A 24551-nucleotide genomic window follows, 5' to 3' on the forward strand; every position below is an offset into this window, starting at 1 on the left:
TTTTTATTGATAGTAAGGATAAATTCAGTAAATTCAGTAAATGAAACTTAAGCTTTTTTTACTGGCATTATTCTTCAGCATTTTTATAGGTGCACAAAATTCTTTTGAGCTGGTAAAGGTTAAAAAAGCGGTCATTCCTTTTAAACTGATCAACAATCTTATCTTTATTCCCATCAATGTTAACGGTGCAGAGCTTACCTTTATGCTTGATACGGGAGTTGCAGAAACCATTCTTTTCAGCCTTGACAATAAAGAGATCAAGCTGGAAAATATTGAGAAGATCAAATTTTCAGGGCTTGGAGGGAATTTAAGTATAGACGGTTTTAAATCTGACCGTAATATTGCAAAAATAGGTGATCATATTATTAATTCTTCCATGCTTTTATTTATTGTCATCGATGAAGAATTCAATATTTCATCACATATCGGAATTCCGGTGAACGGGGTTATCGGGTATCATTTTTTTAAAAACCATCCTATTTCAATTGATTATACCTCAAAAAAAATAACGGTCTACCAGGATGCCAATGTATTCAAAAAAAAGGTTCGAAAGTTTGATGTGCTTCCTATGAGTGTTGAAAAGGACAAACCTTACATTAACGCTGATGTAGAGATGACCCGGGAAAAGAAAAGCTCAAAGCTGCTGATAGATCTCGGTAACAGTGATGCCATATGGCTCTTCCCCACTCTTATCAAAGATTTTGTGTACAACAGACCCAATATTGATGATTATCTGGGACGCGGGTTCAATGGAGATATTTACGGTAAAAGAAGCCGTATCCATAATTTTTATCTCGGGGATTTCAAATTTGAAAAGCCGCTCACAGCAATGCCTGATGAGTATTCTATCCAGCATGTCAATCTGGTGAAAGACAGAAAGGGGTCTGTCGGAGGCGAAATAATGCGTAGGTTTTATGTCGTTTTCGATTATAAAGGTGAAAAGTTATATCTGAAAAAAAACAGGAATTTTAATGATCCTTTTCATTTTAATATGAGCGGACTGGACTTTAAGCAAGACGGACTGGAATGGCAGGAGGACCGGGTGAAAATAGAACCTAAGAAATTATCGGAAGCAAGCAGTGAGATTTCCGTGGTCAATAATTTTCAGTATAAATTTACTTTGAAACCTATCTTTTCCGTTGCAGGGGTAAGGAAAGATTCTCCGGCATTTGTAGCAGGGCTGAAAAAAGATGACCGCGTTCTCACCATCAACGGAAGCCGGACTTCAGATATGACCATGGAAAAGATCATGGAGCTGATGAAATCCGATGAAGGAAGAAATATCACAATCGTGATTCAGAGAAAAAATAAAGAAATGACCTTTAATTTCGTCTTAGAGGACCCTATACCCTATCAAGATTAAAATATGAAAACCGAAGAAAGCACAATAGATAAAATAAGAACCCGCCCAAGATTTAAGATGTTTACGCATCTTACCAAAGAAGAATATGCGGAAAACCTAAAGAAATACCTTGCTGACCATAAGGATGAATTTTCCGGAAATATCAACAAGGAGGTAGCCACGATCTGCGTAGAAACAGTATATGACAATTACTGGAAGCCAAGACTTTCTCTACGGATTGAAATTGAGGATGATGAGACTGTTATACGGGGAGTATTCGGCCCCAGCTCTGCGGTGTGGACTTTCTTTATGTTCCTTTACTTTTTCTTTTCTATTATGTGGATGACTTTTTTCACCATGTATTACGTGGAAAATCAGATAAAAAGCGCTGAGTTCCCGTGGGCCCTGAGCGCTTCATTTGTTATGTTGTTCTGCATATTTCTTACCTATGCAGCTGCCAGATTCGGGCAATACAAAGGCAAAGAAGAAATGCTTAAGCTTAGAAGGTTTGCTGAAGAATCTACTTCACAGTTTGAAAAGAAAATCAGTTAGCAGGAACTTCGGCAGGTTTTTCCTCCTGGATTGGGGCTGCCATAGCTTTAGCCGCTTTTATGGAGTCAGATACTTTGTCCCTGTTGTCCTGTTCCTTGATCATTTTATCAATATGAGGCTCCAAAAGTCTGGTCATTTCTTCCACTGAAATATTATTGGCATTGGGATCATCCAAAAGCTTTCTCCATGGTTTTCTACCACCCCATTTGTAATCTCCGAATACCATCACAGGTGTTCCTTTTGCTTTGGTTGTGGCACCGCCTGGATTCAGAATCCATGTATCTGCGTAAGAATACAGCCACTGGGCATCTTTCATTAATAAACGTAAACATGAATGTGATGCCGGATAACCGGGAAGATCATACTGATGCCATCCAATACCACCGATATTATGAATATTAAAATTATAAGGAAGTTTCCACTCACTGCTTACCGTTGAAATCGAAAGTTTCTTTTTCCAGTTGGCAAAAGTAAGTCCACGTGTGGTCTGGGCTGCTTTTTTTCCCATACTTGTTGGTCCCCATTTAACAAGGCTGCCATTGGAATATACTCCGTAAGCCTGAATAGGATAGGAAAAGATCACAAATTTTTTCACCCCGCTCAGTAGATCAAGCTGCATTGGAAAAGGTGAATATTCCATAAGTGTCGTGTCTATTTTTGCAGGCACTACTAATGTATCTGCATTCCATTTATTTTTAGAATCAAGCCTGTTTAATGCCAGAATTGCATACCTTTCTTTCTCACTGTATTTTTTGCTGAATTCTGCATAGATGGAATCTCTTAGTTTTTTATCTTTTGGAAGAACAAGGGCGTTATAAAAACCATTTTCCTGCATTGCCGGCGGTACAGATTCTTTTTCCACTACAGAATCTTTCTTAATGGAATCTTTTTCTACGGCAGGAGTTTCTGAGGAAGAAACTGTATCTTTAAAAGTATCGCTTATTTTTTCAATTTCTTTCTTACATGAAATCAGCATTGCAACACAAAACAGAGCATATAAAAATGATTTTTTCACAGATATGTTTTTCATAAATAAAACAGGTCATTTAGTTGGATTACCCATTGCAAATATCAGACCTTAATTTGAATCCTAAAAGACATTATAAAAAATACCGTAAAAAAACGGTATTCACGTATATTGTTCAGAACAGTTTATTAGTTTCAGCATATCTCAGGGTCTCAGCAGATTATTTACTTCTATTTCTTTTATGGCTTTTTTCGGTGAAAACTTTGAGGTTATATTGAATAAAGCAATTATAAAAACTTTATAAAAATAATAGGCTGCCCGTTGGACAGCCTATTCAGTTTTAATTGATAATTTTATTTTTTAATTAACCCTTCGATTTCATAATGTACTTCACCATTTCCTAATGCATTGATCAAAAACCAATACCCTGTGGAAGTTTCATAAACAATATTGATTTTACCACTCTGTATATTTGCTGTGTTTCCAATAAAGATCTTTGATGCATCATATGGTCCGGCGGCATAGGTTCCATTTTTAAATAATGTCAAACTTGCCTTAAGAGCATAAGAGTCTGAAAACATATCGATATTATATAAAACATATTTTTCATCAGGCAACCAAGGATCTTGAGCATCCTGGAATTTACTATGGTAAAGCTTTAGCCACAATGTATCATCAGCACTCACCTCTTTCTGAATAAATTTTCTTGCTCCATCAAACTCATTTTTAAAGATCACATTAGCCTTTCTTATGACAGTAACATCATGGTAATTAACTTTATATTCTGCAGATGGACTTTTTTCATAATAGTGGTTATCAATAAGCATTCCGCCATTATGAATCAGCGGGTAAGCTACATCTGAAGTAATATTTTTAAATCGTACTGCAAAGGAAGAATAGAGCTCATGATTGGTTTGGATCAGATATTGAAGTGGAACATCCGCTCCTCCTGAAACGTTATCAAATTCAACATATCCTCGAACCGCACCACCTATATATATACCATTGGAATGTCCTGAAACTCTTATATTGGTGAAAATAAAATTCTCAATATTACGTTGGTAGTCAATATAAACACTAGTTGATCTCATTTTACCGGCTTTATCTTTAAGCTCTGTCAGCTGTTCAATTCTTACATTACTAATAGAACAGTGCATAAACGAATTAAAGGTTATATTTTTGCAAGCATACAAACCGTACATTCCTCTGTTCCAACTCTGGATACCATTCATTACCAAATTATAAACATTTGGTGCTCCAAAAAACACATTTGCCAATCCAAATGCACCACAATCTGAAGTAAAATTATAAATAGATGGCCAATCTACCCCTTGTTCCTGCAATACCGGAACATCATTCATCGTTGTATTAAAGCCTATACCAACATCTGAAAAGGTTTCTAAATTATTGATCGCGCACAATTCTGAACAGCCACGAAATTCAAGACCAATATTGGCCTCTTTATACCTTTTCTCGATATCTACCAATATATACTCTAAATCGCTTTCATTCATCTGCATATTATCTATATTATGAATGATTACATTTTCAACTTTTCCACTGTGAGCATTTCCCATAACCACTCCTGAATAGTTCCTTTTTCTTACCGGAGATGTAGTGATAACCGCTATCTCTCTCAAAGTATTAAAATAGGTTCTGATAGATGGTCCTTTTGGATCGGCCGGATCTACTATAAGACCTTCATATTTTCCCAGGCACAATCCATATTTTACCGCTTGTCCAAGATCTGACTCAGGAAGTTCAACTTTAATAATAGAATGATCTTGTGAAATTCCTTCAAAATGTCTTACCGGAATTTCTCCCTTCTTAGAATAGTATACTCCTATTCCGAATTTTACATTCCAAAATGGCTCCAGCTTTTCAAGACTATCCTTCAAATCGACAGAGAATTCATCATAAGGAAGGGTTCCAAACCATTCCGGAAAAGCAAAACCCTCGGAGCTTTTCCATGAACCATTCAAAGAAGTGGTTCCAAGAAAAATAGGATACGGAGCAGCCTGTATCATTGTATGATCACCATAAAGCGAAGCGTTTTTAATAGTTCCACCATCAAATTTTAATGTAACCCCTTTTGAAAATCCTTGGGAGTTATTTTCTAGATCCAAATCACAGGTTTCAGGAAATAACAGAGTCTTATGGTTAGTTTTTGAAGCAAATATATGGGCCACATGAAGGGCTTCAAAATCACTTGCCACACCGGATAATTTGGCTTTAAACCAAAGTACGTTAATTTCATTCTCAAATACTCTCTTATAATATTTCCCGGTAGGTCTTTTTCTGAAAATAAGACCATCAAGATTACTTTCTGTAGGATCTATAGCCAATCCATCAAATCCTGTAGTGGTCTGCACATAATTAACATTTTCTTTTGTGTAGCTATCTACCAGCTGTACCAGATCGGCATCCAGTAAAGGATCATTTGATGCGAAAAAAACTTCAGTATACATAATTTTTGTTTTTGTTATTGTTATTAATTGGTTATAATAAAATTCCTGCAGGAAATCTTCTGAAACAAAGATAGAAGTGACCAACGCCAGAACTTGACGCAACAAAAAAAATGACGGTATGGTCATTAAGAGGGTTATTTTAGTAAAATAGGAATGGACGAACAGTATTTAAAATTTGAAAAATGAGATGTTCCACAAACGATCAACTGAATATTATTTGCAAAGTGAAAACATTTCTTCCGTTATATGTTCAGGCAGTATCCCGTAGATTTAAGGCAATATTTTTCCGTCTACAGTTTCTCTATAGACAGCTGATAATATTTTTCAATTTTGGATAAAAATGGTCCGAAACTTCTTTAAATATTATTTATTAAGGTCAAAAATACCATATGCTTTACCAATAACTCAAGATCTCCCCCTGATCACTGCATGATAAAAAGTACAAGAAATTCTTTTCAGTGTTACCTAAAGCTTAGGTGAATGCTGCCTCCTCTGTTTCTTTTCCCAAATCTATTCATACGGCAAAAGGAGGTAGCAACTCCAATATCTAGTAGTGCCATCTCACGAAAGCTTCCATAGCAGCATAAGTTGCCAAACCTAATTGTTGATATAAAACAGCTGTTTCCGCATTTCTATCTTCGGCTCTTTGCCAGAATTCTCTGGTATCATTTCCTTGAAATACCACGCCGTCTTTTTGTGATTGGTGTTTAAAGATTCCATGACGTTTTGCTAAAACCTGATCCGGACTCATGGGTACTGCCATTTCAACTTCGTCAATTCCCCATTCTTGCCAAGCTCCACGATACAGCCAAAGCCAACAATCATTCATAAAAGATTTTGATTTTAAAATTTTTACGGCCTCAAAAATGGCATCTAGACATACTTTGTGCGTTCCGTGTGGATCAGCCAAATCTCCTGCTGCATATATTTGATGTGGTTTAATTTTTTCGATCAAATCTATCATTAATTGAATATCTTCCTGTCCAATTGGTTTTTTCTCGATGGTTCCTGTTTCATAAAAAGGCAATTCCATAAAATGAATTTGCTCATCAGGCAAACCTACAAAATGGCTGGTTGCTCTGGCTTCTCCTTTCCGAATTAATCCCTTGATGTAACGTACTTCCGGAATATCAATTTCGCTATTTTTTTTATTTTCTAAAAAAGTCTGCGATTTCTGATAAACAGAATCTGCTTCTGGGCTTTTGATTCCGAATTTTTCATTGTAATCAATAACAAATCTTGCAAAACGCAAGGCCTCATCATCTGCTACAGCAATATCCCCTGAGGTTTGATACGCCACATGAACTTCATGACCTTGTTCTTGCAAACGCATAAAGGTTCCTCCCATACTGATGATATCATCATCCGGATGTGGACTAAAGATTAAAACACGCTTTTTTGCCGGCTTTGCTCTTTCCGGACGGTTTGAATCGTCAGCATTTGGTTTTCCGCCCGGCCAACCCGTAATTGTATTTTGTAATTTATTAAAAATCTTAATATTAATATCATAAGCAGGACCCGAATCCGCCAACAAATCACTCATACCGTTTTCAATATAATCGACATCGGTAAGCATCAAAATTGGTTTTTTGAGCTCTAATGCCAATCCTAAAACCGCTTTTCGAACTAATTTATCATTCCAAACTACTTTTTCTACCAACCAGGGTTTGTTGATTCTTGTCAATTTAGAAGAAGCTTCTTTATCTAAAACAAAAACAGCATTAGTATGTTCTTGCAAAAATGAAGCAGGAATTTGATTTGTCACTTCATCTTCAACAGCTTTTTTGATAACATTCGATTTTCCTTCACCCCAAGCCATCAAAATAACTTGTTTGGCTTCCATTATTTTCTTGACCCCAAGTGTAATTGCCGTTCTTGGTGTATTGTTTAAACCTGAGAAATCTTTACTTGCAGCCACTCTGGTAATGTGATCCAGTGCTACTAAACGAGTTTTAGAATTTTGAAGTGAACCCGACTCATTAAAACCGATATGTCCGTTGCCACCAATTCCTAAAATTTGTAAATCGATTCCACCAAGAGCTTCAATTTTAATCTCATAATCATGGCAATAATCTGCAATTTGTTCTTTTATTAAAAGCCCGTCCGGAACGTGACAGTTTTCAGGTAAGATATCAACATGATCAAAGAGTAATTCTTTCATAAAACGAACATAGCTATTGATAGAATCCGGTTCCATCGGATAGTATTCATCTAAATTGAATGAAATCACATTTTTAAAACTCAGACCTTCCTCTTTGTGCATACGAACTAATTCAGCATACAATCCTTTTGGTGAAGAACCCGTTGCTAAACCTAACACGCAGGATTCGTTTTTTTCTTGTTTTGATTTAATTAATGCTGCTATTTCTTGTGCAACCGCTTTAGATGCTGTGGTTGAGTTTTCAAAAACTACCGTATTAATATTTTCAAATCTTTTTTCAAACCCTGTTGACTTATCTATAGTACTTTTTAACATTTTTCAATTTTTTTTTATTACTATTTATTTAGACTGTGAGATTTTGACCAACTTCTGTATTTACTAATTTTACAGGGTGTTATGCATTCCAATCCAATACAGGATAATGCTTTTTCAAATATTCTTTTACTTCGTTTATATCTTCCTTTGCTGTCAAATCAGGAACATGTTCTGAAAAAGGAATTCCCAAAGCAGTATTTCCATTTTCCTTTAACGAATTTAAAAGTACGGTGGGCAACTCTTTTTCATCTCTTTCCGGATGAACAGGACAATCTTTAAGATAGGAATACAAAACCGCACCATTAAATTTAAAAGCATTCATACTTACTCTTAATTTTCCTTCGGAATCTTTATAACTGTCTAAAACATCAGCCGTTGGTTTTTCTAGAATATCTACCAGGCAGTTATTCGCATCCAATTTAACGATAGCAAAACGTGAAATGCGCTCCAGAGGAAATTCCATAGCATCTCGATCGTAACTAATGAAAGCATTAGGAGCATCCGTTTCTCTGAGGGCCAATAAAGCTTCCGTTGAATACAGGTTATCACTATTACATACAGAATAGTACTGTGTATTCAATTCAGGAAACTGCTCTACAGCTTGTAATAATGCGTCAGCAGTGCCAAATGGTTTTATTCTTCCTTCCGGAATATATTGAACGGCAAAAGAAATATTTAAATCGTGAAAATCATTGTTTTTATCATCACTTCCATAAAATTCTTTAAACAAATCACCTTGTTCTCCAATGATGATATAGATTTTTTTGTAACCAGCTTTTTTTGCATTAAGCAATAGATAATCCAATAATGGTCTTCCGTTTGCTCCGACCCCTATTAATCCTTTACTTCTTTCATTTGCCTGCAAAATTTCTTCTTCTGTCAAGTTTTTGACAGAAGCTTCTTTCTTCATTCGTGAGGAAGCACCTCCTGCTAGAATAATTAAATTGTTATGCATCTTTATTTTAAGTTTTATTCAATAATTCTCGCACCAGAATCAACACTTACAGGATAGGCTTCTACAGCCTCTGCAGCTAAAATAGCTTGAACAATTTGCTCTTCTTTATCAGGATCTGCTATAGCAACAATACTTCCTCCTCCTCCAGAACCTACAATTTTGGCTCCGTATGCTCCTGCTTTTAAAGCAGCATTGATCATAGCATCTATTCTCGGAACTGTAATTTTTAACAAATCACGCAAAACCTCATGGTGCTTATTCATTAGCTCACCTATTTTTTTCAGATCTAAAACAGGTTTTTCGAGTTCTTTTAATGCTTTTTTTGTACAGTCATAATTTATAACTGCCGCTTCGAAATACGGAATTAAATGATCTGGTAAACAATTTCGATGTCGATCTAAATCTTCAATTTCAGCGGTATTCAAATCAAAATCAGGAAAATTTTGTTTGACAATATCAATTGCCAACAAAGCATTTCCTTTTAACTCGCCAATTAATCCAATTGTTTCCTTTGGAATACCAGAAACCCCTGTAATAAGACCATTTAATCCCGATCCTATAACGGTACACGAAAAAGGAGATTTTGTATCAATATGCACAATATTTCCCAAACCGATACTATAATGGTCCATCATGCCGCCCGGTTCTCCATGTTCTAATATCTCAGAAGCATAACCTATTTGCGAAATGAACTCAGGTGTTACTTCATCATCTACACCAAATGCCGTTACCAAAAAGTTAATCCATGCTAATAATAAAGCAGATGAACTTGATATCCCGGAATTGATAGGAATATTTCCGGTTATGGTAATATTGTATCCTACATTCGGAATACAACCATGACGCCTAAGAACCCTTAAAGCGGATGCAAAATAATCACGTGGTTCTAATTTTGCGAAAGTATCATTAATATCAATGGATCTAACTTCATCAATATCAATCATATTAAGCTTAAAAATTTTGGTGTCGTTTTGTACCGCAGTCAATTTTATATTTCTATTAATTGCACATGCGATAACAGGTAATCCCAGATAATCTTGATGATCCCCAAAAAGACAAATTCTTCCCGGAGCCAATGATATAATTTTAGTCATTAAAATTCATGTTAAATTACTGTATTATAATAAATTACAATGTGTTTTTTATTAAAAATTAAATTTTTAACTATACGAAAGTAGATATTAATTTCTGATAAAACAAGTAAAAACACAAAAAATGTGCTCGAGCACATTTTGAAGTTAAAAAGGGCTTACTTTAATATTAAATCAAAATTTCTATATTTGTTTATAATGGATAAGAAATACACAATTAAAGATATTGCAAAATTAGCCGGAGTCTCTAAAGGAACCGTAGATAGGGTATTGCATAAGAGAGGAAAGGTTTCACCTGCCACACTTGATAAAATAAATGAAGTGCTTAATGTGATTAATTATGAACCCAATCTAATTGCCCGAAATCTAAAAAACAATAAAATTTATCGTATTTGTGTGGTATTACCCGACCCGGAAATTGATCCATATTGGTTACCTTGTCTTAATGGGATTAATGAATCCATAAAAGAGTTTAAGGCCTATAATGTAGTCATAACAAACCACTTTTTTAATCCCGAGAGTACCAAATCTTTTATTAAGGCCAACGAAGTTATTATCACGCAATCACCAGATGCGGTTTTGTTAGCACCATTATTTCATAAAGAAACCTTAGAGGTAATCAAACAATATAATGAACAGAATATTATCGTAAGTAGTTTTAACAATCAAGTCGAATCAAATTACATAAAAAGTTTTGTTGGGCAAGATTTACATAAAAGTGGCCGCGTGGCTGCCAGTTTGATGAATTTGATTGTGCCACAAGGCCAAATTGCAATAATTCATATTGACGAAAGTTTAAAAAATGCGGTTCACATGCAGGAAAAAGAAAAAGGCTTCAGAAATTATTTTGAAGAAAAAAGCAATCCTGATTTTTCAATTTCAACTTTAAAATTAAAATTCTCAAATATTGAAACCCAGTTTAATACTTTTCTAGATAAAAACCCTGATTTAAAAGGTGTTTTTATTACCACTTCAAAATCATATCAAATTGCCTCGCTTATTTCGAAAGCAAAAGACAAACAAATTAAACTTATCGGCTATGATTTAATATACAAGAATGTAGATTATCTAAACCAAGGCTTTATTCATTTTTTAATTCATCAAAATCAGAAACAGCAAGTCTGTTTGGGCATTTCTACTTTAGTTGAACACTTTTTGTACAGCAAAGCAATTCCTGAAAAAATATTATTGCCAATTGATATTATTAATGTAGAAAATGCTTCTTTTTATGTTTCTTAAATTATTTCATTAAAACAAATCTTCCAAAAGAAGAAGCAATGTGAAAATCAGGAGACTCAGTTTCCGGATTAACCCAGGTAATCCAAGTTGGCTCGTATTCGGAATTATTTATTTTGTTAAATTTCGCTCTAAAAACACCAACTTCAAGTATATTTCCTTTTATTAAATCTAAAGCTTTTAATGATTTTATACTTATTTGACCTTCTACAGCAAAAGAAGTTTTACTGCGGGAAGCTTTTACAATCAGATTTTCTTTTGGCCATTTCCATTCAAAATCGAAGTTTTTATTAGGATAGGCTCTAAAATCCATTATTCTTGCATTGCTATCAATTTCTAAACAATAATAAGGATTGAGTTCCCGGTTCGTTCTAAAAAACAACTCTACCCTATCCGAATTTCCAATGCTCTCAAAACTTTCATCTTTTACGTCAATATAAATATCCGAATCAAAAACAGTAAATTTAAAATAAAGGTTTTCTAAATCATAAAGTACCCTAAGCTCAATTTTGGAAATTTCACTTTGATTCCATGGTGAACAAAAATCGGTCAAACAATTTGCTTCTTCCCAAAATTCTTTATCAAAATCCTGTGATTTTTTTTCTATAAAATTTACCTGATACTCTTTTAAAGTTTGATTCATTATTTTTAATTTGCTGAGCTACTAAAATCTAAAATATATTTTACACTTTTGAAAAAACGGACTTAAAAATAGGTCTTATTTTATATATTAAAAATTATACTGAAATTTTTATAAAATTACTTCTTTTTTGATTTCTATTTTAAAGATTAAAAAAAACATATTTTTTGATTAATACAAAATAACGGTTTGAAATATTATTAACAATGAAGTAAAATCACTGCTAAATATTTAATATTAGAATACTTATAATGCAGATAGCTTTTTTTTAAACTTAAAAAAAGAGCATTGTATTTGTAAAAACGACATCAATTTAAGCGCAAAAAAGGGTTTTGCGCAATTTTATGTGTTCGAGAACATAAATTTTATGTGTTCGAGCACATTTTTTTGTCCTTTTCCTTGTTTTATAAAAATATAATCTCTAGTTTCGTCAAATATTAAAATTTTCAGACTAAAATTTTGAGTGTTTTTTGTTTAAAAAACATCACTTATTTTTAAAAAAAACTTAGTAAAAAAACATTTTATTAACCAAAACTATTTCAATAACATGAAAATATTATCCCCAAAAAAACCAAGAAATTTGCGGTTAATGACTGGCGCAGGAAAAGTATTTAAATTGACAATATTATTATCAATTAGTTTTCAAATAGCAAATGCTGCCACTTTAAAAAAGACAGAATCTTACAAAGTCTTATCCTATGCACAAAAAATAGTAAAAGGAAAAGTAACAGACGAAAAAGGGGTACCAGTTTCGGGTGTAAATGTTACAATAAAAGGAACCAAAACCATTGTGCAAACTGATGCAGACGGGAACTTTACAATAGAAGCTCCCAGCTCTGATTCTATATTAGTATTTGAATTCTCAGGAATGCAAGATCAGGAGATTGCAGCCGGAAATGATTTTATAACTATTGTAATGAAAGAAGTTGTACAGCAAATAGATGGAGTTGTTATGTTAGGTTATAGTAAGGTGAAAAAAGAAAGTTTGACGGGTTCTTTGCAAACTTTAAACAATAAAAAACTATTAGATGTTACTACTCCTACTGTTGAAAACTTACTTTCTGGAAAAGCATCAGGGGTTTTTGTAAGTACTAGTGGTGGCCAGCCCGGAGGTTCATCAAAAGTAGTTATTAGAGGGAAAACTACTGTAAATGGAAGTACAGACCCCCTTTGGGTTGTTGATGGTGTAATTGTTGGAAATGCTTCTCCGAGTATGAATCCTGCTGATATTGAGAGCTTAACGGTTCTTAAAGATGCTGCATCTACAGCTATTTATGGATCGCAAGGTGCCAACGGTGTTATTGTGGTTACTACAAAAAGTGGAAAAACAGGTAAAGCAACTATCAATTTTTCGGCAAAAACAGCAGTATCAGTTATAAACAATGGCAACTACAAAATCATGAATGGGGCAGAATTGTATGATCTATATAATTCATTTTCAAACAAAGAAGTTTTTCAAAATGCTACATGGTGGGCGCCTGAACTAAGAAACAGAAACTATGACTGGTGGGGAAATGCAAACCAAGCAGGCATTGCCAATGACTATAATTTATCTATTAGTGGAGGTGGTGACAAGTTTAAAAGCTATGTTTCGGTAGGGATTTATGACGAAACAGGAGCGATAAAAGGGTATGATTATAAAAAATATAACGGCCTTATGAAATTTGAATATAAACCAAATACTTGGTTAACAATAAGACCTCAAGTAAATTTAACAAAAGAAAAAATCTTTAATCAGCAGCACTCTGTTGGTGCTTTGTATAGAAACTTGCCATGGGACAGCCCCTATTTACCAGATGGAACTTTGGTAGGAAATGCGCCCAACCCAACCTGGGTAAATGTTTCCGGATCAAATTATTTGTATGATTTACAATGGAATTTTTCTGAATCGGAAAGCTATGATGTGCGTTCAAATCTTGATTTTGATGTGAAGCTTACCAAATCGTTAACTTTTGCTTCTGTAAACAATTATATTTTTGGTAATTCAAACTCAACTTCTTACTCTGACCCTAGATCATCTTCAGGACTGGCCGTAAAAGGTAGAATTGAAGATAATTTTAGCACATTCAACAGATTATATACTAATCAATTACTAAAATTTAATAAATCTTTTAACAAACACGAAATAAATGCTGTTGCCGGTTATGAGTGGAATGAATATAAGTCAAAATTTAGCCAGGCAATTGCTACCGGGATCCCTCCCGGAATTATTGTAACAGAGCCTGCTGCAGTACCGGAAAAAGTAGAGGGAAACAGATCTGAATGGGCCGTACAATCATTATTATCAAACGTAAATTATTCGTATAATAATCGTTATTTGGCACAGTTTTCTTTCCGTCGTGATGGTGCTTCCAACTTTGGAAAAAATGCCCAATATGGTAACTTTTTTTCTATAAGTGGTGGTTGGAACATCCATAAGGAAGCTTTTTTTAATGCAGATTGGATTAATAATTTAAAATTAAGAGCAAGTTACGGTTCTGTGGGTAACCGCCCACTACAACTATATGGACATCTACCATTATACTCTTTATCAGGAAGTTATAATGCAAATCCAGGCGCTCTTATTTCACAAATAGGAAATCCTGATTTAAGCTGGGAAAAAACATATACTGCTGGTGTAGGCTTGGATGTAAGTTTTTTTAACAGAGTTAATATTACATTTGACTATTATAACAAAAACACCTCGGACTTATTGTACCAAGTCCCTCTTCCCGGAGTTATTGGAGTAACCAGTATTTTAAGAAATGTTGGTGCTGTAAACAATAGAGGTTTTGAGGCTTCTATTAATGTAGATATTATCAAGAATGAAAACTTAAAATGGTCTGTTGATGCTAATATTGGTGCAAACAAAAATAAAGTAACGAGTCTCTATGGAAGCCGCCAAGAAATTATTGTTTCTGACGGTAGCGGTGTAGCAGGTTCTGCATTCAAATTATTAAAGCCCGGCTATGATGTAGATAGCTGGTATCTTACAGAATGGGCCGGTGTTGACCCTGCAACTGGTGCCCCTCAATGGTTTACCACTAACGCCAATGGAGAACGCGTTAAAACTTCAGACTATGGAGAAGCTTCAAAACATCAGAAAGTAATAGGATCTTATACCCCTGATTTCTTTGGAGGGTTTTCGACCAGTTTAAATTATAAAAACTTTGATTTTTCTGCTGTTTTTAGCTACTCTGTTGGAGGCGAAATTTACAACTATTCTAGAACCGAATTTGATTCGGATGGAGCTTATACCGATCGAAACCAAATGAATTTGCATAGTGGATGGACCCGTTGGGAAAAACCAGGTGATATTGCTACACATCCAAAAGCGACTTACAATAATTCAAGCAATTCAAATAGAGCTTCATCCCGTTTCTTAGAAACCGGAACCTACTTAAAAATGAGAAGTATTTCTTTGGGGTATAACATACCTATCAATAAACTAAATATCAATACTTTAAGATTATTTATAGCTGGAGAAAACTTATTTACCATTTCTCACTTTTCTGGTGTAAGTCCGGAGCTTTCACCAAATTTTAATAGCGGAACAGGTCAATATGTTATTTCTGGTGTAGCTACTGATGTATATCCACAAACTAGCAAAATTACTCTAGGACTTAATCTAACGTTTTAAAAATAAAATCATGAAAAAGATACTAATATTAGGAACTGTAATTAGCTTTCTGTCCTCATGCAACTTAGACAGAGAACCATTTGCATCTTATACTCAAGAGAAAATACAGGAAGACCAGGAGGCTTCTATCGAAGTTTTGTTAAACGGATGTTATGGACAGCTAAAAAATTGGTCGGATGTTATGCATCGTGTAGGAGAATATCCCGGAGATAACATTATGATTCGGGGAACTTCTACTGACTCATTTTATTCTTTTATCTCTTATCAACATATTCCCAATAATGGAAGGTTGTCTACTTTATGGAATAACAGTTACAAAGTCATTTCTCAATCAAGTGATTTGATAAAAATTATTCCTGAAGGAAAGAGTACTGCTTCTGACCAACAACTAGGAGAGGCATACTATTTAAGAGGGATGATTTATTTTTACTTATGCCGTGTTTACGGAAGGCCTTATGCCCAATCTCCTGAAACCAATTTAGGTGTTCCTATCATCAATGGTTTGCCGGCTGACGTTATTGATCTGAAACTGCCAGACCGTTCTACAGTAAAAGAAACTTATGAACAAGCTATCAGCGATTTGAAAAAATCTGAATTGCTAATGACTGAAAGTAAATCAGCAGCTTATGCTACCAAAGAAGCAGCCCAGGCTATGCTTTCTAGAATATATTTGTATATGAGTGGTACTTACGAAAGTCCAAATCAGGAGTTTGCAACACGCTCTATAGAATATGCCAATAAAGTGATCGCAAGTGGGAGATACAGTTTACTTAGCCGCACTAACTTTATGAAATACAATACGTATGCACCTGACTCTGGAGAACAAACTGAAACTATTTTTGCCGTAAAAAGAGTTGCTTCAGAATATTCCGGATTTGACCATTATTATGGAATTGGTGGATTGTATGCCAACATTCAGGGACAAGGTTGGGGTGAAATGTATGCCAGTGCCGAATATCTTGATTTGCTGCGAAAAGCGGGGTTAAAGAAAGATGCACGTTGGGCATTTATTGACCCACAATTTGCCAAAGATTCAGCTGGAAATAAAATCGATGCTTTCCGTTTTATTGTGGATGTCTACAGTAGTGGCGGTACTCAAACAGGATATAATTATGTTCAGCAACCATTAAAAACAAACCCAAATGGTTCGTATTATATCACAATCGGAACTACTAATTATAATCTTACAGAGGTAAATGCAGCTGAAAATCAATACTCTATTGTATATGAGGGTAAAACATATACCGGTGAAAAAGATTTTATGATGTTATTAAATCGTGTATATCCGATGTTTTATATCACAAAAGCTTCGTTACAAAACAATGATTCTCACTTGCACTCGCCTATTATTTCGAGATTAGCGGAAATGTACTTAAATCTCGCAGAAGCATATGCCAAAAAAGGGGATTATGCCAATGCATTGATAAACCTCAATATCATTCGTGAAAGATCTATTGTTGGAGGGGGTTATACTTCATTAAACAGTACAAATGCAGCACAAAGAATCGATGAAGAACGTCAGTTAGAATTGGCTTTTGAAGCACACCGTGGTTATGATGTGTATAGAAATGGTCAAACGATGACACGCCGTTATCCTGGTCCACACCTACCATTGATTGATTATCCGGCAACAAGCCTTCGTGTTGTACAGTTTATTCCACAGTCTGAGATTAATGCCTATCCGGGTATTCTCACTCAGAATCCTTAATTATTATTTGGATAGTATAGCCTCTCTAATCTGCTTGCTAGAGGAGCTTATTAAAAAAATAAAACGATTATTCTTCAATTAAAAAGATGAAAAATATATTCTACTTTATTTTGGTTTCATTATTGGGATTTTTTTCTTGTGTTGGTAACAATACAAAAGAGATTTCTACAGAAAAAAATCCAAAAACTAAGATTTCTTTACCTTTAGCAGGAAATACGTTCAGCTCTAAACATCTTGATGGCAATAATACGGTCACCAATAAAGGAATAGAAAATTGGACAAATCCCGATGAATTTTTTACAGTTTATTTTAGAGTCTCAAAAGCAGGTACTTTTCAAATTATTATTGAAGAACCAACTGAAGTTTATGGAAAATCAGAACTTGAGTTTTCTATTAACGGAATAGCAAAAAAAGTGAAATTTGATCCTGCTACAAAAAAATCCATAACAGCAGGAAGTTGGAAAATTACTCAAGAAGGCTATGTAGCAATTAAAATAAAAGGAATTAGAAAAACAACAGATCGTTTCCCTTCTATTGGCCATTTAACAATTATCAGCTCTGATTTTGATGGGAAAATAGCCTATGTTCCAAATAATGAAGGAAACTTTTTTTATTGGGGAAGACGTGGTCCTTCCGTACATTTAGCATATCAAGTTCCTCAAAATACTAATGCAGAATGGTATTATAACGAACTTACCGTTCCTAGAAATGAAGACAAAATTGGTTCCTATTTTATGGCTAATGGTTTTGGAGAAGGCTATTTTGGAATTCAGGTTAATTCTCCAACTGAAAGAAGGGTTTTATTCTCTGTCTGGAGTCCGTTTACAACCGATGATCCCAAAAGTATTCCAGAATCTCATAAAATTAAACTGCTTAAAAAAGGTAAAAACGTATATACAGGTGAATTTGGAAACGAAGGCTCAGGTGGTCAGAGTTATTTTAAATATGATTGGAAAGCCGGAAATACTTATAAGTTTTTGCTTCATGGAGCTCCCCAAAGCAACAACTCAACAACATATACGGCATATTTTTTTGCCCCAGAATTGAATCAATGGCTATTAATTGCTAGTTTTAATCGTCCGGAAACAAATACTTATTTAAAAGGTTTTCATTCATTTTTAGAAAATTTCATCCCCGAACAAGGTGATCAGTCCCGCAAAGTACTATTTAATAATCAGTGGGTTTGTGATAACAAAGGAATGTGGTCAGAAATCAATACTGCCCGTTTTACAAACGATAACACAGGTGCAAAAGAATACCGAATGGATTTTGCAGGTGGTGAAGAAAATGGTTTTTTTTATTTAAAAAATGCTGGTTTTTTTAATCATTATACAACGCCAAAACAAATATTTACAAGACCTTTAAATCACAAAAAACCAGAATTAAATCTTAATGACTTACCATAAAAAAATATTACAAATTATCAATTATTTCAAATCAAATTAATTCAATTATGAAAATTAGTATTTTAAAAAATATGTTTGTCGTTTGTCTTTTATTTGGATGGACAATTGCATCAGCTCAAATGATTAAAACCCCAACACCCGCCCGGGCAAAAGGACAAAAAGACGTTTTGCGTCTTGTTGCCAAACCAATACCAGTCGTTCGTGTTGCCTTTATAGGGCTTGGAATGCGCGGCCCCGGAGCAGTAGAACGCATGACGCATATTCCTGGTGTCGAGATTGTTGCACTCTGTGATATGTTGGAAAAAAACACACAATCAGCAAACAAAATTCTAACCAAGCAAGGATTTCCAAAAGCTCAAGAATTTTTTGGTGATGAAAATGTATGGAGAAAGGTAACCGCCTTGCCAAACGTTGATTTAGTATATGTGGCAACCGATTGGAAAAATCATGCTAATATCGGTGTACAGGCAATGAAAGATGGTAAGCATGTTGCTATAGAAGTGCCCGGAGCCATAACAATGAAAGAAATTTGGGAACTTATTGATACTTCTGAAAAAACTCGTAAGCATTGTATGCAACTAGAAAATTGTGTGTACGACTTTTTTGAGTTGACTACTTTAAATATGGCACAACAAGGCTTATTTGGAGAAATTCTTCATGCAGAAGGTTCTTATATCCATGCTCTTCAACCGTATTGGGGTGAATATTGGAACAACTGGAGAATGGATTATAATATAAAACATCGTGGAGATATTTACCCAACTCACGGGATGGGACCTGCTTGTCAAGCTTTGAATATCCATCGTGGAGACAAAATGAACTTCTTGGTTTCTATGGATACAAAAGCCGTTGGAAATCCTGCTTATATCAAAGAAAAGTCAGGAAAAGAAATTAAAGATTTTAGAAATGGTGACCATACCATGACAATGATTCGTACCGAAAACGGGAAAACAATTCATATTCAACACGATGTTACCTCTCCCCGTCCCTACAGCAGAATGTATCAATTGAGCGGAACAAAAGGTTTTGCAAACAAATACCCTAAGGAAGGATATGCTCTAGATTCCAAAGAAATGGGTAACGATATTGCAGCAAACCATGAAAATTTAACAGCTCATCAATTTGTTCCTGAAGATGTTAAAAAAGCATTAATGGAAAAATACAAACATCCTATCTTAAAAGGGATTGAGGAACAAGCAAAAAAAGTTGGTGGTCACGGCGGAATGGATTTTGTTATGGACTACCGTTTAATATATTGCCTGCAGAGAGGATTACCTCTAGATATGGACGTCTATGATTTGGCTGAATGGTCTTGCCTGTCTCCGCTAACAGAAATCTCTCTTGACAACAATTCTGCTCCTGTAGAAATCCCGGATTTCACCCGTGGCGGCTGGAATAAACTAAAGAAAATAGAGTTTTCAAAATAGATTATTATATTAATTATCATCCCGGCTCCCTCTCTATTAACCTATGATTCAATAAGTTCAATCCAAAAATGGGTGGTTAATGTTATTTGTAAAATAAAATCCCCGAAAAAATGGACTTCCCTATTATATAGAAAATTTTTCTGATAGTGAAGTGAGTAAAATGATAGATAGTATTTTTAAGTCTATGAATGACATATTCCCAAAATAGTTCTTAGGTATTTAATGTAGCTAAGCAACTATGGACAATGCACTTTGTCTGCTATTTTAGTAGCACTCCTCCACCTCTTAATCATAAGATGCTGGTTTAAGCCCAGCAGGAGATCTAATGAAAATGAAACACTTACATTCATTGTAAGTGTTTTTTTATTTTTGAAATTTTAAGTAAAGCAGGAGTCAGTCGACGAAACGGAAAATACAGCACGTTAATGACGTAAACTATGCTGATGTTAATAGATACAGCTAATAAGCTATAAATTGCTTAGAATATGTTAATTTGTACCTGATAAATCAATTTCGAACAAACTTACTTCAGCGTTATGGTAATGTCCGGGAAGTCCGTCAGTATTTCCAAGCTTTGTAAGTCCCAGAAAATAAAACCCGCATTTTTATAATAGTTGATTAAAGGTATATTTTCTCCCGTTGTATCCATTCTGATGAACCGTTTGTGGTTTTCCTCCGCATATTTTTTTGTCCAGTCTACTATTTCAGCCATCAGATTCATATCTGGCTATAGTTGTAAAAAGAATATGCTAAGGCAATCTGTTTTTGCTTAATCCGGAAACTTTTATCTAGATTTGTTTCAATAGTAAATAAACAGAATTTCATGAAAAAAATAGGACTGGTAGGCGGAATAAGCTGGGTATCTACATTAGATTATTATAAGTTCATCAATGAAGGAGTGAATGCCCAACTGGGTGGATTGAATGCTGCTGAATGTATGGTATATTCTTTAAATTTCGGAGATCTCCAGGCAAAAGGGTGGGTCAACTCCTTTGAGTTATTATTGAAAGCCTGTAAACACCTTAAAAACGCCGGAGCAGACAGCATTGTTCTATGTGCAAATACAGCCCATTTATTTGCTGACGAGCTTCAGGATACCTTACAGCTGCCCATCCTCCATATTGGGACAGAAACCGCAAAAGCAATACGTAAAGCAGGATTTACAAAGGTCGGACTGCTCGGAACAAAATTTACCATGGAAATGGACTTTTATAAAAATAAGCTTCAGGAATACGGACTCGAAGTGCTGATCCCCGAAAAACAGGAAACGAGAGATTATATTCAGCAAACCGTCAAGGAAGAACTGGGAGTAGGATTTATTAATCCCCAAACCAAAACCAATTATATTTCTATTGTGGAAGACCTTATAGGCTGTGGTGCAGAATGTATTATTCTGGGCTGCACGGAAATTCCACTGCTGATTGGCCAGGATGAATGTACAGTTCCTGTTTTTGATACCACAAAAATACACTGTGAAGCTATTGTAGAGTATATTGTTTCGTAAGCGGCAGGATTTTCTTATAGGTAAATCCATACAAAACAAAAATCCCTTCAAATAATTGAAGGGATTTTAAAAGATCCTGCGATCCGGACGGGACTCGAACCCGCGACCTCCGCCGTGACAGGGCGGCATTCTAACCAGCTGAACTACCGGATCAATTTTTTTAAAAGAAATTGACAAAACTTCTGCGATCCGGACGGGACTCGAACCCGCGACCTCCGCCGTGACAGGGCGGCATTCTAACCAGCTGAACTACCGGATCTAATTTTTTTAAAAGTAAATTATAAACTTTTGCGATCCGGACGGGACTCGAACCCGCGACCTCCGCCGTGACAGGGCGGCATTCTAACCAGCTGAACTACCGGATCATTTTCTGTTGTTGTAAAGAACGTTGTTTCTTTTTTGTGATTGCAAAATTACACCTTTTTTCATTACCTGCAAATTATTTGTAAAAAAAAAACCTTCCGAAACCGGAAGGCATTCATTATCAAAGTTATTTTTTTACAAGTGTGCGCTTAATTTTTCAGCGATTACTTCTTTTGGAGTCACGCCTACTAATTTATCAACCACTTCACCGTTCTTAAAAATCAGAACTGTAGGGATATTTCGGATGCCATACTGCATAGAAATTTCCTGATTGTTGTCTACATCCACTTTTCCTACCACTGCTTTTCCTTCAAAATCTGATGCTACCTCTTCGATGATTGGTCCTAAAGTTCTGCATGGTCCGCACCATACTGCCCAGAAGTCTACCAATACCGGCTTATCTGATTTTAAAACCGTGTCCTGAAATGAGCTGTCCGTAATTTCTAAAGCCATTTTGTTTCTTTTATTTAAATTAATATTATATTCTTATTTCTATCCTTAATTGGATATTCAAAATTACGATATTTAAGCAATAAGACTATCTATGCTCAACATTTGTTTTTTCTATAGCAAAATCTTTTGAAATTTCTTCCAAAGCTGCTGCCAAGGCATCTATCTCTGCTTTTGTCGTCATATGGCTGAATGAAATACGTAATGGTGTACAATGATCCATTTCATCCTCGGTAAGGACCATCATCATCACCATGGAAGGTTTCGATGCTCCCGAAGAACAGGCGCTCCCCTGCGAGATGGCAATTCCCTTCATGTCCAGCTGAAGCCCTATCAATGGGTTCTTGTATGGAAGTAAGGCACTTAAAACCGTGTAAAGACTGTTTTCCTTCTCTGCACTTCTTCCATTGAATTTGATCCCCGGAATCGCAGCAGAAAGCCTTTCTATAGTATAGTCTTTGATCTCCTGCATGTGGCTGGTATATTCTTCCATATGGTTCAGGGAAATTTCTAACGCTTTACCAAGACCTACGATACCACTTACATTCTCTGTTCCGGCTCTCAGGCTTCTTTCCTGAGGTCCTCCTGTAATAATTCCCTTCATTCCGGTTGCTTTTCTGATAAAAGCAAAACCTACTCCTTTCGGACCATGGAATTTGTGGGCACTGCATGAAGCAAAATCCACCATAATATCTGAAAAATCCAGATTCATATGCGCCATTGTCTGTACCGTATCTGAATGGAAAAGAGCATTATTGGCTTTACAAAGCTCAGCAATCTTTTTGATATCTATAATATTTCCAATCTCATTATTGGCATGCATTAAGCTTACCAGAGTCTTTTTATCCGAAGCTTTTAATAATTCCTCCAGTTTATTAAGGTCGATATCGCCTTTTTCATTAGGACGGATATAGTTTACCTCTACGCCTTTTCTGTTTTTCATATCCAGAATACTCTCAGAAACGCATTTGTGTTCCAGCGGAGTACTGATGATCCTTTCCACTCCAAGATGTTCCACACTGGATTTGATGATCATATTGTTTGATTCTGTTCCGCAAGAGGTAAAAATGATCTCTGCAGGAGTTACATGAAGATAATCAGCAACCTGTCTTCTCACATTTTCAATAAGAATCTTTGCTTCCTGCCCAAAACTATGGGTGGAAGAAGGGTTTCCGAAATTCATTTTCATGGTACCAACCATGGCATCTATGACTTCTTCTGAAAGAGGAGTTGTTGCCGCGTTATCTAAATATATTTTGTTCATTTTTATTTTGAATATTTTAATTCTACTGAGGTAAACTGATAATCTGCAGGAACGGCAAAAATAAACCACGGGTTTGAAAGCATCTGAATTTCCATTCCGCCTGACGGTGTTTCAGGAACCTCCACATAAAGGATATTATTTTTCACAGAGGTATTTTTGATCGTACCAACCGTATGACTTCCCGATCTGAAGCTGCCCATATTATACAGAACCACTTTTTTGTTCTTGGGAAATGCCGGATAGTTGATGGATGGTTCTTTGCCCAACTCCACAAGGCCAAAACTCCCTTTGATGATGCTGCGGAATTCCTGTTCATCCTTAATGATCTTAAATCCGGCTTTGTCCGTGCCGCCCTGCGACTCGGAAACAAGCAGTTCAGTGCTTTCCTGCATATCTGATGTTTTTTGAGACGGCGTTGCTGCACAGCTCATAATGATTGCAGTACATAAAATAAGCAGTCTTTTCATTTTTTACATTTTTACCATCCAAAATTAGTGAAAAAATTGGTAATGACCTTCATTTGCCCATTTCAGCATCTGCCGGTCTCCGGAAGTATCTCCGAAAGCAATAATTTTATCGTATTTAGAGTCGTGTATTTCAGCTTTTATTCTTAAAAGCTTTTCCTTACCATTGCAGTTTTTACCAATGAAATTTCCTGTAAAAATGCCATTCTTAAACTCTGCACGGGTAGACACGAGCTCCATTTTCAGCTCTTCAGCAAAAGGTTTCACCCATATATCCAGCGAAGCAGTTACCAATAAGCTTTGTGTATTATCTCTATCGATATTTTTTATAAAGTCCAGCGCATTTTCTCTTACAATCTTCGGATAATGCTGTTCAAAAAACTGTTTGGACTTCATTTCGATCTTTTCCTGGGTTTGCCCTTTAAGAATGGAACCTATAAAGCTTTTCTTTACTTTTTCAGTTTCGGCAAGCTTCAGTTTCAACAGGACAAAAAGAGGGACATGCCTTAAAAATTGTATCCTGAATTTTGTAGAATCAAAAAATTTAAGATACATAAACATAGTATCCTTATAGGTCAGGGTTCCGTCAAAATCAAAACAATACAATTTTTTCATTTTT

The 24551-nt window shown here is 35.3% G+C and carries 19 protein-coding genes and 3 tRNA genes; 8 read left to right on the forward strand and 14 right to left on the reverse strand.

Translation table 11 applies throughout. The features are described from left to right. Positions 1–40 precede the first annotated feature (40 nt). Both J4Q03_RS07445 and J4Q03_RS07450 read left to right on the forward strand, forming a co-directional pair. Entirely contained in the window at positions 41–1363 is a 1323-nt protein-coding gene (locus J4Q03_RS07445) for a PDZ domain-containing protein (RefSeq protein ID WP_426047563.1), read from the forward strand. Between the two features lie 3 nt (positions 1364–1366). Beyond that, entirely contained in the window at positions 1367–1894 is a 528-nt protein-coding gene (locus tag J4Q03_RS07450; RefSeq protein WP_426047564.1) for a hypothetical protein, read from the forward strand. On the opposite strand, the gene J4Q03_RS07455 is transcribed toward J4Q03_RS07450, so the two are convergent. From J4Q03_RS07455 to J4Q03_RS07475, 5 genes are all read right to left on the reverse strand, one after another. Continuing rightward, positions 1887–2924, reverse strand: a complete 1038-nt coding sequence (locus J4Q03_RS07455; protein ID WP_426047565.1) for a L,D-transpeptidase — start codon at positions 2922–2924, stop codon at positions 1887–1889. The two genes, J4Q03_RS07450 and J4Q03_RS07455, sit on opposite strands and share 8 nt — an antisense overlap. A gap of 290 nt (positions 2925–3214) precedes the next feature. Further along, positions 3215–5329, reverse strand: coding sequence for a hypothetical protein (locus J4Q03_RS07460; RefSeq protein ID WP_426047566.1), 2115 nt, complete (start codon positions 5327–5329; stop codon positions 3215–3217). A gap of 547 nt (positions 5330–5876) precedes the next feature. Beyond that, complete coding sequence (nagB, locus tag J4Q03_RS07465) at positions 5877–7805, reverse strand: glucosamine-6-phosphate deaminase (RefSeq protein WP_426047567.1); 1929 nt, start codon at positions 7803–7805, stop codon at positions 5877–5879. Between the two features lie 79 nt (positions 7806–7884). Next, positions 7885–8760 carry a sugar phosphate nucleotidyltransferase gene (locus J4Q03_RS07470; protein ID WP_426047568.1) on the reverse strand — a complete coding sequence of 292 codons (876 nt, stop codon included), beginning with the start codon at positions 8758–8760 and terminating at the stop codon, positions 7885–7887. Positions 8761–8774: 14 nt separating this feature from the next. Continuing rightward, entirely contained in the window at positions 8775–9854 is a 1080-nt protein-coding gene (locus tag J4Q03_RS07475; RefSeq protein ID WP_426047569.1) for a galactokinase family protein, read from the reverse strand. 195 nt (positions 9855–10049) lie between these two features. On the opposite strand from J4Q03_RS07475, the gene J4Q03_RS07480 reads away from it, so the two are divergent. Next, entirely contained in the window at positions 10050–11090 is a 1041-nt protein-coding gene (locus J4Q03_RS07480; protein ID WP_426047570.1) for a substrate-binding domain-containing protein, read from the forward strand. Position 11091: 1 nt separating this feature from the next. Here J4Q03_RS07480 and J4Q03_RS07485 read toward each other — a convergent pair whose 3' ends face one another. Then, positions 11092–11730: a sugar-binding protein gene (locus J4Q03_RS07485; RefSeq protein ID WP_426047571.1), complete on the reverse strand. Its 639-nt coding sequence runs from the start codon at positions 11728–11730 to the stop codon at positions 11092–11094. Positions 11731–12274: 544 nt separating this feature from the next. On the opposite strand from J4Q03_RS07485, the gene J4Q03_RS07490 reads away from it, so the two are divergent. The 4 genes from J4Q03_RS07490 (at position 12275) to J4Q03_RS07505 (ending at position 19887) form a co-directional block, all read left to right on the forward strand. Beyond that, the gene (locus J4Q03_RS07490; RefSeq protein ID WP_426047572.1) at positions 12275–15346 is read left to right on the forward strand and encodes a SusC/RagA family TonB-linked outer membrane protein; all 3072 of its coding nucleotides are present in this window, start codon (positions 12275–12277) and stop codon (positions 15344–15346) included. 10 nt (positions 15347–15356) lie between these two features. After that, on the forward strand, positions 15357–17054 hold the full coding sequence (locus J4Q03_RS07495) for a RagB/SusD family nutrient uptake outer membrane protein (protein WP_426047573.1): 1698 nt from the start codon (positions 15357–15359) through the stop codon (positions 17052–17054). Between the two features lie 86 nt (positions 17055–17140). Next, positions 17141–18460: a DUF3472 domain-containing protein gene (locus J4Q03_RS07500; protein ID WP_426047574.1), complete on the forward strand. Its 1320-nt coding sequence runs from the start codon at positions 17141–17143 to the stop codon at positions 18458–18460. A 71-nt stretch (positions 18461–18531) separates the two neighbouring features. Continuing rightward, positions 18532–19887, forward strand: coding sequence for a Gfo/Idh/MocA family protein (locus tag J4Q03_RS07505; RefSeq protein WP_426047703.1), 1356 nt, complete (start codon positions 18532–18534; stop codon positions 19885–19887). Between the two features lie 523 nt (positions 19888–20410). On the opposite strand, the gene J4Q03_RS07510 is transcribed toward J4Q03_RS07505, so the two are convergent. Next, the gene (locus J4Q03_RS07510; protein ID WP_426047575.1) at positions 20411–20599 is read right to left on the reverse strand and encodes a hypothetical protein; all 189 of its coding nucleotides are present in this window, start codon (positions 20597–20599) and stop codon (positions 20411–20413) included. Between the two features lie 111 nt (positions 20600–20710). Here J4Q03_RS07510 and J4Q03_RS07515 point away from each other — a divergent pair, with 111 nt between their 5' ends. Continuing rightward, positions 20711–21391 (forward strand): aspartate/glutamate racemase family protein, encoded by a 681-nt coding sequence (locus tag J4Q03_RS07515; RefSeq protein ID WP_426047576.1) that lies wholly within the window; start codon positions 20711–20713, stop codon positions 21389–21391. Between the two features lie 79 nt (positions 21392–21470). On the opposite strand, the gene J4Q03_RS07520 is transcribed toward J4Q03_RS07515, so the two are convergent. From J4Q03_RS07520 to J4Q03_RS07550, 7 genes are all read right to left on the reverse strand, one after another. Further along, positions 21471–21544: transfer RNA gene (locus J4Q03_RS07520), tRNA-Asp, on the reverse strand. Between the two features lie 32 nt (positions 21545–21576). Next, positions 21577–21650: transfer RNA gene (locus tag J4Q03_RS07525), tRNA-Asp, on the reverse strand. A gap of 32 nt (positions 21651–21682) precedes the next feature. Continuing rightward, a tRNA-Asp gene (locus tag J4Q03_RS07530) sits at positions 21683–21756 on the reverse strand. A 133-nt stretch (positions 21757–21889) separates the two neighbouring features. After that, entirely contained in the window at positions 21890–22207 is a 318-nt protein-coding gene (trxA, locus tag J4Q03_RS07535) for a thioredoxin (RefSeq protein WP_047099031.1), read from the reverse strand. 85 nt (positions 22208–22292) lie between these two features. Further along, positions 22293–23468 (reverse strand): cysteine desulfurase family protein, encoded by a 1176-nt coding sequence (locus tag J4Q03_RS07540; protein WP_426047577.1) that lies wholly within the window; start codon positions 23466–23468, stop codon positions 22293–22295. 2 nt (positions 23469–23470) lie between these two features. Beyond that, complete coding sequence (locus tag J4Q03_RS07545; RefSeq protein WP_426047578.1) at positions 23471–23935, reverse strand: hypothetical protein; 465 nt, start codon at positions 23933–23935, stop codon at positions 23471–23473. 24 nt (positions 23936–23959) lie between these two features. Further along, positions 23960–24547: an HAD family hydrolase gene (locus J4Q03_RS07550; RefSeq protein ID WP_426047579.1), complete on the reverse strand. Its 588-nt coding sequence runs from the start codon at positions 24545–24547 to the stop codon at positions 23960–23962. Positions 24548–24551: the final 4 nt, after the last annotated feature.

It is taken from the genome of Chryseobacterium sp. NFX27, from assembly GCF_049887855.1.
Classification (GTDB): Bacteria; Bacteroidota; Bacteroidia; order Flavobacteriales; family Weeksellaceae; genus Chryseobacterium.